General features: G+C 67.4%; 15 protein-coding genes. 8 read left to right on the top strand and 7 right to left on the bottom strand.

What is annotated here, in order from left to right; translation table 11 throughout:
* The coding region (locus IAE56_RS09285) for a LacI family DNA-binding transcriptional regulator (RefSeq protein WP_200752343.1) at positions 1-1,045 on the bottom strand (1,045 nt) is incomplete at its 3' end.
* A gap of 95 nt (positions 1,046-1,140) precedes the next feature.
* Here IAE56_RS09285 and IAE56_RS09280 point away from each other — a divergent pair.
* Genes IAE56_RS09280 through IAE56_RS09260 form a run of 5 tightly spaced genes read left to right on the top strand, consistent with a single transcriptional unit; the run spans position 1,141 to position 5,775 of the window.
* The gene (locus IAE56_RS09280) at positions 1,141-2,193 is read left to right on the top strand and encodes a sugar phosphate isomerase/epimerase family protein (RefSeq protein WP_200752342.1); all 1,053 of its coding nucleotides are present in this window, start codon (positions 1,141-1,143) and stop codon (positions 2,191-2,193) included.
* A gap of 27 nt (positions 2,194-2,220) precedes the next feature.
* Positions 2,221-3,438, top strand: coding sequence for a nucleoside permease (locus IAE56_RS09275; RefSeq protein WP_200752341.1), 1,218 nt, complete (start codon positions 2,221-2,223; stop codon positions 3,436-3,438).
* Between the two features lie 11 nt (positions 3,439-3,449).
* Positions 3,450-4,574, top strand: a complete 1,125-nt coding sequence (locus IAE56_RS09270) for a Gfo/Idh/MocA family oxidoreductase (protein WP_200752340.1) — start codon at positions 3,450-3,452, stop codon at positions 4,572-4,574.
* Positions 4,575-4,593: 19 nt separating this feature from the next.
* The gene (locus IAE56_RS09265; protein WP_200752339.1) at positions 4,594-5,460 is read left to right on the top strand and encodes a sugar phosphate isomerase/epimerase; all 867 of its coding nucleotides are present in this window, start codon (positions 4,594-4,596) and stop codon (positions 5,458-5,460) included.
* An 18-nt stretch (positions 5,461-5,478) separates the two neighbouring features.
* On the top strand, positions 5,479-5,775 hold the full coding sequence (locus IAE56_RS09260; protein WP_200752338.1) for a cytochrome c: 297 nt from the start codon (positions 5,479-5,481) through the stop codon (positions 5,773-5,775).
* Positions 5,776-5,784: 9 nt separating this feature from the next.
* On the opposite strand, the gene IAE56_RS09255 is transcribed toward IAE56_RS09260, so the two are convergent.
* The 4 genes from IAE56_RS09255 to IAE56_RS09240 are packed head-to-tail and all read right to left on the bottom strand — an operon-like array spanning position 5,785 to position 9,718.
* The gene (locus IAE56_RS09255) at positions 5,785-6,534 is read right to left on the bottom strand and encodes a DUF1080 domain-containing protein (protein ID WP_200752337.1); all 750 of its coding nucleotides are present in this window, start codon (positions 6,532-6,534) and stop codon (positions 5,785-5,787) included.
* Positions 6,534-7,109 (bottom strand): gluconate 2-dehydrogenase subunit 3 family protein, encoded by a 576-nt coding sequence (locus tag IAE56_RS09250; RefSeq protein WP_200752336.1) that lies wholly within the window; start codon positions 7,107-7,109, stop codon positions 6,534-6,536. Before IAE56_RS09250 ends, IAE56_RS09255 begins: the two co-directional genes overlap by 1 nt.
* On the bottom strand, positions 7,109-8,794 hold the full coding sequence (locus IAE56_RS09245; RefSeq protein ID WP_200752335.1) for a GMC family oxidoreductase: 1,686 nt from the start codon (positions 8,792-8,794) through the stop codon (positions 7,109-7,111). Before IAE56_RS09245 ends, IAE56_RS09250 begins: the two co-directional genes overlap by 1 nt.
* 27 nt (positions 8,795-8,821) lie before the next feature.
* Positions 8,822-9,718: a TIM barrel protein gene (locus tag IAE56_RS09240; RefSeq protein WP_200752334.1), complete on the bottom strand. Its 897-nt coding sequence runs from the start codon at positions 9,716-9,718 to the stop codon at positions 8,822-8,824.
* On the opposite strand from IAE56_RS09240, the gene IAE56_RS09235 reads away from it, so the two are divergent.
* On the top strand, positions 9,654-9,830 hold the full coding sequence (locus IAE56_RS09235) for a hypothetical protein (RefSeq protein ID WP_200752344.1): 177 nt from the start codon (positions 9,654-9,656) through the stop codon (positions 9,828-9,830). The two genes, IAE56_RS09240 and IAE56_RS09235, sit on opposite strands and share 65 nt — an antisense overlap.
* A 100-nt stretch (positions 9,831-9,930) precedes the next feature.
* Here the strand turns inward: IAE56_RS09235 and ssb are convergent, their stop codons facing one another.
* Complete coding sequence (ssb, locus tag IAE56_RS09230) at positions 9,931-10,545, bottom strand: single-stranded DNA-binding protein (RefSeq protein WP_200752333.1); 615 nt, start codon at positions 10,543-10,545, stop codon at positions 9,931-9,933.
* 201 nt (positions 10,546-10,746) lie between these two features.
* A complete protein-coding gene (locus IAE56_RS09225; protein WP_200752332.1) occupies positions 10,747-11,670 on the bottom strand; it encodes a hypothetical protein in 924 nt (307 codons plus the stop codon).
* Positions 11,671-11,770: 100 nt separating this feature from the next.
* Between IAE56_RS09225 and IAE56_RS09220 the strand changes: the two genes are divergently transcribed.
* Together IAE56_RS09220 and IAE56_RS09215 are read left to right on the top strand one after the other, a co-directional pair.
* Positions 11,771-12,802, top strand: coding sequence for a LacI family DNA-binding transcriptional regulator (locus tag IAE56_RS09220; RefSeq protein ID WP_200752331.1), 1,032 nt, complete (start codon positions 11,771-11,773; stop codon positions 12,800-12,802).
* 282 nt (positions 12,803-13,084) lie between these two features.
* On the top strand, positions 13,085-13,984 hold the full coding sequence (locus tag IAE56_RS09215) for an ABC transporter ATP-binding protein (protein ID WP_200752330.1): 900 nt from the start codon (positions 13,085-13,087) through the stop codon (positions 13,982-13,984).
* The last annotated feature ends 13 nt before the right edge of the window (positions 13,985-13,997 follow it).

Here is a 13,997-nt window from a genome sequence, read left to right as displayed (position 1 = left end):
CCCCCCCCCCCCCCCCCCCGCCCCGGCCCCCGGCCCCCCCCCGGGGGGCGGCCGCGGCCGTCGAGCCCCGCAGCATCAGGCTGAAATCCAGCGTCTGCTGCAGCGGCACATCGACGCGTTCGATGATCGCCAGCAGCAGGTTGACCGCCCGCGCACCGATTTCCCGCATTGGCTGGCGGATGGTGGTCAGCGGCGGCGTCAGGAAGCTGGACGAGGCCAGATCATCGAAGCCGACGATGGACAGCTGGTCCGGCACGCGGATGCCCAGGTCGCGGCAGGCCGCCAGCGCACCCAGCGCCATCTGGTCGCTGAAACAGAACACCGCGGTCGGCGCGAGCGGAAGCGCGAGCAGCGCCTTCGCCGCGGCATGGCCGGATTCCAGCGAGAAATCACCGGGTACGACGCTCAGGCTGCGCAGCCGGCCACGCGCCTTGCCGGCGCTGCGCACGCCCTCCAGGCGCTGCTGGTGCAGCGGATTGTCCGGCGGCCCGCCGACCACGGCGATGCGCTCATGGCCAAGGGCATACAGGTGCTCCATCACCGCGCGCGCGGCGGCGGCGTTATCGATGTGCACGCTGGGAATGCCCAGCGCGGGATCGAACTCGCAGCCGTTGACCACCGGCGCGGCGGCGCCCAGCGCCTGCACGATCTCGCGCGCGGTCGGCGGCAGCCGGTGCCCCAGCACGATCAGACCGTCGGCTTCGTTGCGCCTGAGCATCTGCGCGTAGCGTTCCTCGCGGTCGGGCTGGTGCTGGGTATCGCCCAGCAGCACGGCGTAGCCGACCGCCTGCGCCGCCTCTTCGGCGCCCTGCAGGATCTGCGCGAAGAACGGGTTGGCGATGTCCGGCACGGTCACCAGGATCTTGCCGCTGCGCTGGGTCTTCAGCGTGCGGGCCACCGTGTTGGGCACATAGCCCAGCGTGGCGGCCGCCTGTTCGATGCGCGCGCGGGTGGCCGGCAGCACTTTTTCCGGCCGCGACAACGCCCGCGACACCGTCCCTGCGGAGACGCCGACGTGCTTTGCGATGTCGTAGATGGTTGCCATGGTCCTAGCTCCTGTTGCCGCTGTGCAGTGCACAACGGATCTGCGGAAAGCCCATGCTAGGGTAATGCAATCGATTGCATCGAGGGCGAATCAACGTGAGGACGCTCAAGGGTCCGGCGCTTTTCCTGGCGCAGTTCATCGGCGACAAGGCTCCTTTTGATCGGCTGGACACCCTGGCCGGATGGGCCGCGGGGCTGGGCTATTCTGGCGTACAAGTGCCCACCACTGCGCCTCACCTGTTCGACCTGGCCGAGGCGGCGCGCAGCCAGACCTACTGCGACGACGTGGCCGGCATGCTGGCCGGGCATGGCGTGCAGATCACCGAACTGTCGACCCACCTGCAGGGACAGCTGGTCGCGGTGCACCCGGCCTATGACAGCCTGTTTGACGGTTTCGCCCCGGCAGACAAACGCGGCGATCCTGCCGCCCGCCAGGCCTGGGCAGTCGACCAGCTGATGCTGGGCGCCAAGGCCAGCCAACGCCTGGGGCTGACTGCACACGCCACCTTTTCCGGCGCACTGGCCTGGCCCTACATGTACCCCTGGCCGCAGCGCCCGCCGGGCCTGGTGGACGAAGCCTTCGCCGAACTGGGCCGCCGCTGGCGCCCGATCCTCGATGTGTTCGACGACTGCGGCGTCGACCTGTGCTTCGAGATCCACCCGGGCGAAGACCTGCACGACGGCGCGACCTTCGAGCGCTTCCTCGAGGTGGTCGACCACCATCCGCGCGCGAAGATCCTCTACGACCCCAGCCACCTGCTGCTGCAGCAGATGGACTACCTCGGCTTCATCGACCGCTACCACCCGCGCATCGGCATCTTCCACGTCAAGGACGCGGAATACCACGCCAGTGCCCGCAGCGGTGTCTATGGCGGCTACCAGGACTGGATCGATCGGCCAGGCCGGTTCCGTTCGCTCGGCGATGGCCAGGTCGACTTCAAGGGCATCTTCTCGAAGTTCGCGCAGTACGACTTCCCCGGCTGGGCGGTTCTGGAATGGGAGTGCTGCCTGAAGCATCCCGAGGACGGCGCACGGGAGGGCGCCGCCTTCATCCGCGACCACATCATCCGGGTGACCGAGCGCGCCTTCGACGACTTCGCCGACAGCGGCACCGACGCCGCTTCACTGCACCGCATGCTGGGAATCTGAGCTGACACCGCCCCGGGAGGGCAAGCCATGACGCACGCCATGTCGCGCTTGGGCGCGATGATGTTTCTGCAGTTCTTCATCTGGGGGGCGTGGTTCGTCACCCTTGGCACCTACTTGGTGCAGGGCCCGCTGCAGGCCAGCGCCAGCCAGGTGGCCACGGCCTTCCTCAGCCAGTCCATCGGCGCGATCGTCGCTCCCTTCCTGGTCGGCCTGATCGCGGATCGCTACTTCGCCGCGCAGCGCATCCTGGCGGTACTGCACCTGGCCGGCGCGGTGCTGATGTGGCTGGCCTCCACCGCGACCAGCTTCAGCATGTTCTCCGCCTGCGTCATGGGCTACATGCTGCTGTTCATGCCGACGCTGGCGCTGGCCAACAGCGTGGCGATGCGGCACATGCAGTCGCCTGAAAAACAGTTCCCGCTGGTGCGGGTGGCCGGCAGCATCGGCTGGATCATCGCCGGCGTGCTGATCGGCTGGCTGGGCTGGGAACAGGCGCACCGGCTTGAGCTCACCTTCCGGATGGCCGCGTTGGCCTCGCTGCTGCTGGGCCTGTATGCCTTCACCCTGCCGCACACGCCGCCACTGGCCAAGCAGCGCGACGCCGGGCTGGGGCAGATCCTCGGCCTGGACTCGCTGCGCCTGCTGAAGTCGCGCGCCTACCTGGTGTTCTTCCTGGCCTCCATCGCCATCTGCATCCCGCTGTCGTTCTACTACAACTTCACCAACCCGTACCTCAACGACCTGGGCGTGCGCGGTGCGGCCGGCCTGCAGTCGCTGGGCCAGGTGTCCGAAGTGCTGCTGATGCTGGCGATGCCGTTCCTGTTCGTGCGGCTGGGAGTGAAGACCATGCTGGCGGTGGGCATGGCGGCGTGGGTGGTGCGCTATGCGCTGTTCGCCTTCGGTGATGCCGGTGGCGGCTTCTCGCTGCTGGTGATCGGCATCGTCCTGCACGGCATCTGCTACGACTTCTTCTTCGTCACCGGGCAGATCTACACCGATGCACATGCCGGTCCTGACGCACGCAGCAGCGCCCAAGGCTTCATCACCCTGGCGACCTACGGCGTGGGCATGCTGATCGGCACCTTCCTGTCCGGCGCGGTGGTGGAGCACTACACCACGGCCGCAGGGCCGGACTGGCAGCAGATCTGGCTGTTCCCGGCCGGCGTTGCACTGGTCGTGCTGATCGCCTTCCTGCTGCTGTTCCGCGATCGCCCCACCGCTGCGGCCGCAGCCACTACACGCTGAGAACAACGCCGATGCCAAAGCCTGGAATCGCCATTGTCGGCACGGGGATGATCGCCGCGGTGCACCGCCGTGCCGCCCTGCTCGCCGGTGCCGACGTACGCGGCGTGGCCGCGTCTTCTCCGCAGCGCGCGCAGGAGGTGGCGCAAGCGTGGAATGTGCCCTGCGCTTACCGCGATATCGACGAGGTCGTCGCCGATCCGCAGGTACAGGTGGTGCATGTGTGCACGCCCAACCACCTGCACCGGCCGATGGCGCAGGCCGCGCTGGAAGCCGGCAAGCACGTGATCTGCGAGAAACCGCTGGCCACGACCCTGGACGATGCGCAGGCGCTGGCATCCTTGGCCGCATCCAGCGGCCTGGTCGCCACGGTGCCCTTCGTCTACCGCTACCACCCGGTGGTCCGCGAGGCCCGCGCACGCATCGCGGCCGGCGACCTCGGGCCCCTGCACCTCATCCACGGCAGCTACCTGCAGGATTGGCTGCTGGACCCGGCCAGCAACAACTGGCGCGTCGACCCGGTGCTGGGCGGCACCTCGCGCGTTTTCGCCGACATCGGCTCGCACTGGTGCGACCTGGTGGAATGGGTCAGCGGCGAGCGCTTCACCGAGGTCAGCGCGGCCTTCGCCACGGTGATCGCCCAGCGCAGCGCCGAGGGCGCGCAGAGTTTCAGCACACCCGCCGCGGGCGGTGCCACGCAGGCGGTGTCCAGCGAAGACGTGGCCATGGCGATGTTCCGCACTGGCGCGGGCACACTGGCATCGCTGACCGTCAGCCAGGTCTCGGCGGGGCGGCACAACCGCCTCTGGTTCGAGATCGATGGCGCCAAGGCCAGCGTGGCGTTCAATCAGGAAGACCCCGAGCGGCTGTGGATCGGCCGGCCCGACCAGCGCGAAGAGACCTTCGTGCGCGGCCCCGGCGCCGGCAGTGCCGAACAACGTCGTCTGTCGACATTGCCGCCAGGCCATGCGCAGGGCTACGCGCAGTGCTTCGAGGCGTTCGTCGCCGACACCTATCGCGCCATCGACGGCGAGACGCCGCAGGGCCTGCCCACCTTCGAAGACGGCCTGCGCTCGGCGCGGATCGTCGACCGCGTCATCGCATCGGCCAGGTCGCGCGCCTGGGCCACCCTCGAATGAATCCCCGGAGGATGTACGGATGAAGGCTCCAACACGCAGTATCGCCACCGCCGCACTGCTGCTGCTCGCCGCCCTGCCCGCCTTCGCTGCGAACACCAGCGGCACTGAAAAGCCCATCGCGGTGCAGATGTACACGCTGCGCAACGCCGGCACGCTCGACCAGCAGCTGAAGATCGTCCACGACGCAGGCGTACACGCGGTGGAAACCGTCGGCACGCAGGACGTCAGCGCGGCTGAGCTCAAGCAGCTGCTCGACAAATACGGCATCAAGGCGATTTCCTCGCACACTGCGCTGGCCGACCTGCGCAATGATCTCGACAAGGTGGTGGCCTTCAACCGTGCCATCGGCAACACCACGCTGGTGGTGCCCTACCTGGACAGCAAGGATCGGCCGAAAGATGCCGCCGGCTGGGCGGCACTGGGCAAGGAACTGGGCGGCATCTCCGAACGGGTGCGCGCCAAGGGCATGCGCCTGGCCTACCACAACCATGACTTCGAGCTGGTCGACTTCGACGGCCGCACCGCACTGGAGCTGCTGTTCGAAGCCGCCGGCCCGAACCTGCAGACCGAGCTGGACCTGGCCTGGGTGGCGCGCTCCGGTCACGACCCGGTGGTGATGCTGGGCAAGTTCCGTGGCCGCCTGTTCGCGGTGCATGCCAAGGACAACGCGCCCAAGGGCCAGGCCGAAGACGAAGGCGGATTCGCCGCCGTCGGCCAGGGCGTACTCGACTGGAACGCGATCCTGCCGGCCGCCGCCAGTGCGGGTGTGAAGTGGTACATCGTCGAGCACGACCAGCCGCGTGACCCGGCCAAGGTGATCCAGACCGGCGCCGACTACCTGCGTGAACACCTGACCGTCAGCCTGCCCGCCCGCGCTTCGCGCTAGCCCGCCAAGGAGCTTCGTTTGAAAACTGTCCTGACCCTGGCCCTGACCCTGTGCGCGGCAACCCATGCGCTGCCGGCGTGGTCCAAGGAAGATCCTGCTGCCGGCGCCAAGCTGTACGCGGCGAACTGCGTGGCCTGCCACGGTGCCGATCGTGCCGGCATGCCCGGCGCGTTCCCCGCGCTCACCGACATCGGCAAGCGCCTGCCGCCGGCACAGATCAAGGAAAAGATCAGCAAGGGCGGCGGGCTGATGCCGCCCTTCTCCCAGCTGTCCGCGCAGGAGATCGATGACCTCGCCAGCTTCCTGGCGAAGTAGGCGCGAGCGTTACAGCTCGCGCACCCAGATGTTGCGGTAGCTGACCTTGGAGGCGTGCTCCTGCAGGTACAGCGGCGCGCAGCCATGTGGCGAGTACGACGGCGCGCCGATGTACTCGGTCCGGCCCGCCAGCACGGTGTCGTCCTGCACCAGCACGCCGTTGTGCAGCACGGTGATGCGCGCCGGTGAGGTCAGCCCGCCACCGGCAGAGAAACGCGGCGCTTTCCAGATGATGTCGTAGGCCTGCCACTGGCCGGGTGCACGCGAGGCATTCACCAGCGGCACGGCCTGCTTGTAGATCGAACCAGCCTGGCCATTGGCGTAGGTTGGGTTGCCGTGGCTGTCGAGCACCTGCAACTCATACAGCTCCTGCAGGAAGATGCCGCTGTTGCCGCGGTTCTGGCCGTCGAAGCCCTTGGTATCGGTCGGCGTGCGCCACTCGACATGCAACTGCATGTCGCAGAGACGCTGCCGGGTACGGATGCCCTTGCTGCCCGGCACCACGGTCATCGCGCCGTCGGCCACCGTCCACGGCACGCGGCCGCCCTGCTCCGCCTCCCAGGCAGACACGTCCTTGCCATCGAACAGCACGATGGCGTCCGACGGCGCAGCGCCCGCCGGCGTGGCGACGTCCGCCACCGGCGCCCATACCTCGGTCTTTGCCGGATCACGCTCGGGGCCGGCCTGCGCGAACGCCGGCACTGCCGCCAGCACGCCTGCGGCCATCAAGAAAGGTCTGATCATCCTGTCGTACTCCATCAGCTGGTGGCCCAGGCCGGCGTACCTGGCACGTAGGCCATGTCGCCATCGTAGCGTCCGGGCACGGCGACGTACGTCAGCACTTCGGTCGCGCCCTGTTTCGAGGTGAAGAAGCCGAAAATGGCCAGTTGCTTGATCATGGTGAACGGATGCGGCATCGCCTTCGAGGACTCCCCGGTGCCGGTCTCGCTCACCTCGACCGCACGCTTGCGGGCTTCCGCATCCAGCGTGCGCAGCAGTTCGCTGCGCGCATCGGGCGCAAGGGCGACGAAGTGACCGCCGGCGCGTTTGTCGATGTCGGCCAGGCCGGCGCGGAAGGTCGCCTGCTGGCGGGCGGTGTAGCAGTCGGTCACGAACCGCGCCATGAAGGCACCGGTGGCCGCGTCCTTCGCGCCGGGCGTGCGGGTGCGCGGCAGGATGGTCTCGGCGATTTCATCAAGCGTGACGATCTCGGCCTCGGAGAAGCCAGCGCCTGGCGGCGCAGCCGGCAGCTTGGCGCTGGCCAGCGTCGGCAGGCCGATCATCGCCGCCCCGGTGGCAGCGAAGATCATCTTCAACAGTTCACGACGATCCATCACAGGTTCCCCGCTTTCAGTTCGCGCACGGCGTGGTCGGCGGCGCGTGCGGTCAGCGCCATGTAGGTCAACGACGGATTCACGCAGGCACTGGAGGTCATGCACGCACCGTCGGTGACATAGACGTTGGGTGCATCCCAGACCTGGTTGTGCTGGTTAAGCACCGAGGTCTTCCGATCACGGCCCATGCGCGCGGTGCCCATTTCGTGGATGCCCTTGCCCGGCGCGTAGTCGTTGTCGTGCATCTCCACGTCCTTGACGCCGGCGGCTTCCAGCATCTCCGCCGCATCGGCCGCCATGTCCTTGCGCATCGCCTTCTCGTTCTCGCGCATGGCAACGTCCATGGCCAGCACCGGCAGCCCCCATTTGTCTTTGCGCTCGTGGTCCAGGCGGATGGTGTTGTCGTGGTGCGGCAGCATTTCGCCGAAACCGGTCATGCCGATCCGCCAGTCACCCGGCAGGCTCAGCGCCTCCTTCAGGTCGGCGCCGATGTTCAGCTCGGCGATCTCGCGCGACCAGCCGTTTCGGCTGGCACTGCCCTGGTAGCCGAAGCCGCGCAGGTAGCCGCGCTTGTCGGCGGCCGTGTTGCGGAAGCGCGGAATATAGAAGCCGCAGGGACGACGGCCGAAGTAGTACTTGTCGTCGTAGCCTTCGACGCGGCCCGATGCACCCGCGCCGAAGTGGTGGTCCATCACGTTGTGCCCAAGCTCGCCGGACGACGAGCCAAGTCCACCCTCCCAGACATCGGTGGCCGAGTTCATCAGCAGCCAGGTCGAATTGAACGACGACGCGTTGAGGAAGATGACCTTGGCCGTGTACTCGTAGGTCTGGCCGGTCTCGGCGTCGATGATCTCCACGCCGCGCGCACGCTTGCGGTCCTTGTCGTAGAGCACTTCCTTGACGATCGAGAACGGCCGCAGCGTCAGGTTGCCGGTCTTCATCGCCGCCGGCAGCGTGGCCGCCTGGGTCGAGAAGTAGGCGCCGAAGGGGCAGCCGAGGATGCACTTGTTGCGGTACTGGCAGTTGACCCGGCCCTGCTCCGGCATCGGCTTGGTGATGTTGGCCGTGCGCGAGTGGATCATGTGGCGCGTGCCACCAAAGGCTTTCTGGATCCGCGTGGCGACGTCCTTCTCGACGATGTTCAGCGGGATCGGTGGCAGGAACTCGCCGTCAGGCAGCACGTCCAGCCCTTCGCGCGTGCCGGCGATGCCGGCGAATTTCTCCACGTGGTCGTACCACGGCGCGATGTCGGCGTAGCGGATCGGCCAGTCGGTGGCGATGCCGTCCTTGAGGTTCGCTTCGAAATCCAGATCGGAGAAGCGGTAGCTCTGTCGCCCCCACATCAGCGAACGGCCACCGACGTGGTAGCCGCGGAACCAGTCAAAGCGCTTGGTCTCGATGTAAGGCGAGTCCTGTTCGTCGGCCCACATGCCCTCCAGGTTCTCAGCCAGCGCGTAGTCGCGCATCAGCACCGGGAACGCGGCCTTCATCGCCTGGGTCGGCCGGTTGCGATGCGGGAAGTCCCACGGCTCCTTCATCGCATTGACGTAGTCCTTCACGTGCTCGATGTTGCGCCCGCGTTCCAGCATCAGGACCTTGAGACCTTTTTCGGTCAGTTCCTTCGCCGCCCAACCGCCACTGATTCCCGAGCCAACAACGATGGCGTCGTAATGATTATCTGCCATGGGTCTATCACCTGGGTGGATATCGTTTCAGACGTCGCAGAGACGGATCGCCTCGCGCAATGAGCCAACGGGATCGGGCGCTGCAGGCATGAACTCCTGCGCCAGATACCCATCAAAACCGGTGTCGCGGATCGCGCGACAGATGGCCGGATAGTTCAGTTCCTGCTGGTCACCGATCTCGTGCCGGCCAGGCACGCCCGCGGTGTGGTAATGCTTGAAATACGCATGGTCCCGACCGATGGTGGCGATGATGTCGCCCTCCATGATCTGCATGTGGTAGATGTCGTAGAGCAGGCCGAAATTGTCAGAGCCGAGACGCTTGCACAGCTCCACGCCCCAGGCCGAGTGGTCGCACAGATAGTCGGCGTGATCGACGCGGGAGTTCAGCAGCTCCATCACCAGTACGACGCCACGTTTCTCGGCATGGCCGAGGATGCGCTTGAGGCCGGCTTCGGCGTTGGCCATGCCCTGCTGGGGGTCCATGCCGTTGCGGTTGCCGGAGAAGCAGATGAGGTTGCGATAGCCGGCATGAGCGACCCGGTCGATGTGCTGGGTGTAGCGCGCCACCAGCTCATCGTGGAATTCGCGGCCGGCGAAACCCTTGGTCAGGCCCAGCTCGGCGCCGTTGCACATCGAGCTGTCCACGCCATGGGCCTTCAAGGTGGGCCAGTCCTCCGGGCCGACCAGGTCGATGGCGGCAAAGCCGAGGCCCTTCACGGTCTGGCAGAGCTGGGCGACCGACAACTGCGGGAAGGTCCAGCGGGCGACGGAGTGCTTCAGCCGACCCTTGAGCGGAGCGGCAGATGCGACAGAGGGCAGGACGCCTGCAGCCGCCAGGCCCAGGCTGCCGGCGACGGCCATGCGCAGCGCATCGCGCCGCGTGAGCCCCGGCGCAGGCGCCGGTTCGATGGAATGGATCGACATCCACTTCCCGGCCTCCCAACCGGTGCAAACACTGAGGATTCACAGCAATGCAATCGATTGCACCATACGGGAGGAATTTTTTTTTTTGCAAGACGCGGTGCACGAAAATTGATGCTGCGGGGCACAACGCACCTGACTGGACGCGCAAAAAAAAGAGCCCCACGAATGGGGCTCCTTCTGGATTCACGTCTGTGCCTGTTGCCAGGCATGCATCAGAACGGAATATCGTCGTCAGCGAAGTCGTCCATCGGCGGTGCCTGCTGCGGCTGCGGGCGCTGGTTGCCGCCCTGGTTGCCATAGCCGCCACCCTGGTTGCCGCCCTGGTTGCCGTAGCCGCCACCCTGGTTGCCACCGCCCTGGTTGCCGTAGCCACCGCCCTGGCCGCCACGCTGGCCGCCGCCACCGCCGCCGTACTCCTGGCGCGGGGCCTGCTGGCGCTGCGGACGGTCGCCGCCGAAGTTGCCACCACCGCCGCCACCGCCGCCGCCTTCACCGCGGCCGCCCAGCATCTGCATTTCGTCGGCGATGATGTCGGTGGAGTACTTCTCCACGCCATCCTGGCCGGTGTACTTGTCGTAGCGCAGGCTGCCTTCAACGTAGACCGAGCTGCCCTTGCGCAGGTATTCGCCGGCGATTTCGCCGAGCTTGCCGAAGAACACCACGCGGTGCCATTCGGTGCGCTCCTGCTGGTTGCCGTCCTTGTCCTTGCGGACGCTGGTGGTGGCCAGGCTGATGCGGGTGATCGCCATGCCGCCCTGGGTGTACTTCACGTCCGGGTCGTTACCGAGGTTGCCGACCAGGATGACTTTGTTGATGCCACGCGCCATAGGTGTGTTCGTCCGTTGTACAGGGCAGCACCCGTTCTATCACAGCCGTGGGCGGGCTGCAGGACAGGGCCGCCCCGTTGAATTTGGGGAATGCCAGAACGGCCCAGTCTAACATCCCTGACCCCTCCAGCCCTGTCGGAAACTGCCGCCAAGGCGTCTCGGGAATTGCCCCTGCCAGCCCCGGCAAACCGCCCGCAGCCCTTACAGGCCGTGCCTCTGCAGCAACCGGGCCGCCACCATCAGGTCCAGGTGGGCGCCGCCGGCATTCTTGAACACGGTGATGTCCGCCTCGGGCCGGCCCGGGGCCGCCACCAGGTCGTAGAGGTCACCGCGCACGTGGTCGGGACCGATGCGACCGGCCGCCAGCGGCTGGGCCAGATCGCCGGCCTGCAGCGCTGATGCGCGGCAATCGACGTAGACAGCCGCCCGGGCCACCAGGTCGTCATCGGATTCACGCATGGACGGGGTGAAACCGCCAACCAGATCGACATGCGCCCCCGCCTTCAGCCAGGCCCCGTAGACCAGCGGCGCGGTCGACATCGTTGCCGTGCAGATGATGTCGGCCTGCCCGGCCGCCGCCTGCAGGTCCTGCACCGCCACCACCTCGGCCGGAAGGCCGGCCAGCGAGGCGACCAGCGCCTGCGCGGCCTCCGGGCGACGCGACCACACCGAGATCCGCTGCAGCCCGGGGAACAGAGCGCTGTAGGCGCGCGCCAGGTGGCCGGCCATCACCCCGGCCCCGACCACCAGCAGGTGGCTGCTGCCCGGCGCGGCGAGGTAGCCGGCGGCCAGCACCGAATCGGAGGCGGTCTTCAGCGCGGTGATGACCCGGCTGTCGACCATCGCCCGCAGGCGGCCGTCGTCTGGTGCGAACACCAGCATCACGCCCTGCGAGGTGGGCAGGCCGCGGGCGGGATTGCCGCCGAACAGTGATTCCGCCTTCAGCCCGTAACCCACGCCTTCGATACCGCTGGCGCGCGAGAACAGATCGCCGTGCTCGCCGTGCAGGTGGATGTCGGCGCTGCGCGGCTGGCCCTGGCGGTGGCCCTCGCGCAGTGCATCCACGGCCTCATGCCAGTCCAGCAGGTCCCAGGGGTGTTCGGCGGTCAGGTAGGCAGGCTGCATGTGCAGGATCAACGGAAAACAACGGCGATGGTAGCGCCCCGGTCCCGCACGTTGCAGCAGCCCATGGCATCATCGCCGGGTCTGCCCGCAATTCTTCGACATGACCATCAAAGGCAAAGCCACGTCCCTGGACATCGCCCACCTGGCCGGGGTTTCCCAGCCCACGGTGTCGCGTGCCCTGCGCGGCAGCCCGATGGTCAACGCCGAAACCCGCGAGCGCATCCTGCGCATCGCCCGCGAGCTGAACTACAAGGTCGACAAGAACGCCTCCAGCCTGCGCCTGCGCAATGCCGGCACGCTGGCCCTGCTGTTCTTCGAAGACCCGACCAATGATGACTCGCTGATCAACCCGTTCTTCCACTCGATGCTGGGCTCGATCACCCGCGCCTGCGCGCTGCATGGGCAGGACCTGCTGGTGTCCTTCCAGCAGCTGTCCACCGACTGGCAGGCCGACTACGAGGACAGCAACAAGGCCGACGGCATCATCCTGCTGGGCTACGGCGACTACCACCAGTCGCGCGACCGCCTGCAGCGACTGGTCGAACAGGGCACGCATTTCGTGCGCTGGGGCGCGGCCCTGCCCGGCCAGCCGGGTGTGTCGATCGGCAGCGACAACTTCCAGGGTGGGCATGACATCACCGCCCATCTGCTGCAGCAGGGCTGCCGTCGCATCGCCTTCCTCGGCCATGCGTCCAGCCATTACCCGGAATTCGAGGAGCGCTACCGCGGCCACGTCGAGGCGCTGCGCACCCACGGCCTCGCCGCCGACCCGGCGCTGCAGCACGATGCGATCACCACCGAGGCCTCCGGGCAGGAAGCCTGCCAGGCGCTGCTGGCACGCGGCGGACGCATCGATGCGATCTGCGCCGCCAGCGACCTGATCGCCATCGGTGCGATGCGTGCGCTGCGCGAGGCCGGCCTGCGCGTTCCGCAGGACGTGGCCGTGACCGGCTTCGACGATATTCCGCTGGCCGCCTCGGTGTCGCCGGCACTGACCACCGTGCAGCAGGACACCAAGCAGGCGGGCCAGCTGCTGGTGGAGAAACTGCTGGCGCTGATCGGCCGCCAGCCGGTGGAGAGCCTGAGCATTCCGGTGAAGCTGGTGGTGCGCGAGTCGTCGCAGCGCGCGTAGCGTCGAGCTTGCTCGACGGCCGTGGCTCTTCGGTAGAGCCGAGCCATGCTCGGCTGCCTTTGTATCCAGGCAAGAACAGCCGAGCATGGCTCGGCTCTACAAAAAACCGGGAAATCAACCGAGCGTGGACTCGGCTCTACCGGTCCTTCGGCCACGGGCATCCGGGTCTAGTGCACTGGACTGACCCTCCCCAATTGCCGGAACCATGACCATCGGCATTGACCGACGTCGTATTCAGCGCGATAAACGGCACTTCACACACAGGGAAGAGGTGTACGCCGCATGCTGCAGATCGACTCGCTGTCCAAGACCTACGCCAACGGCGTCCACGCGTTGAACGCGGTCACCCTGGACATCCCGCGCGGCATGTTCGGCCTGCTCGGCCCCAACGGCGCCGGCAAATCCTCGCTGATGCGCACCCTGTCCACGCTGCAGGAAGCCGACAGCGGCACCGCTGTGCTGAGCATTCCCGGCGAAGCGCCGATCGACGTGCTGCGCGACAAGGACGCCGTGCGCCGCCGCCTGGGCTACCTGCCGCAGGATTTCGGCGTCTACCCCAAGGTCAGTGCGCTCGACCTGCTGGAGCACTTCGCCGTCCTCAAGGGCCTGACCCAGCGCGCGCAGCGCCGCGAAGTGGTGGATGGCCTGCTGCAACAGGTGAATCTGTGGGACGCGCGCAAGCGCAAGCTGGGCACCTACTCCGGCGGCATGCGCCAGCGCTTCGGCATCGCCCAGGCCCTTCTCGGCGATCCGCGTCTGGTCATCGTCGATGAACCCACTGCCGGCCTCGACCCGGAGGAACGCAACCGCTTCCTCAACCTGCTGGCCGCCATCGGCGAGAACGTGGCGGTGATCCTGTCCACCCACATCGTGGAGGACGTGACCGACCTGTGCCCGAGCATGGCCATCATGAACAAGGGCCAGGTGCTGCTGACCGGCCGCCCCACCGATGCCATCGAAGCGCTGGCAAACCAGGTCTGGCGCAAGCAGGTCGATCCCTCCGAGCTGGCCGACCACGAGGCGCGCTACGTGGTGCTGTCCTCGCGCCTGGTCGGTGGCCGCCCGGTCATCCACATCCACAGTGCCAGCGATCCCGGCGATGGCTTCCGCGCCGTGGCCCCCGATCTCGAGGACGTCTACTTCCAGCGCCTGCGCCTGCAGGCGCGTGCCCGCGCGGCCTGATCCGGAGTAGACC

It is taken from the genome of Stenotrophomonas sp. S41 (genome assembly GCF_016624625.1).
Classification (GTDB): Bacteria; Pseudomonadota; Gammaproteobacteria; order Xanthomonadales; family Xanthomonadaceae; genus Stenotrophomonas.
Note: the sequence above shows the minus strand (reverse complement) of the source record. Positions and strands in the feature narration are given on the sequence as shown.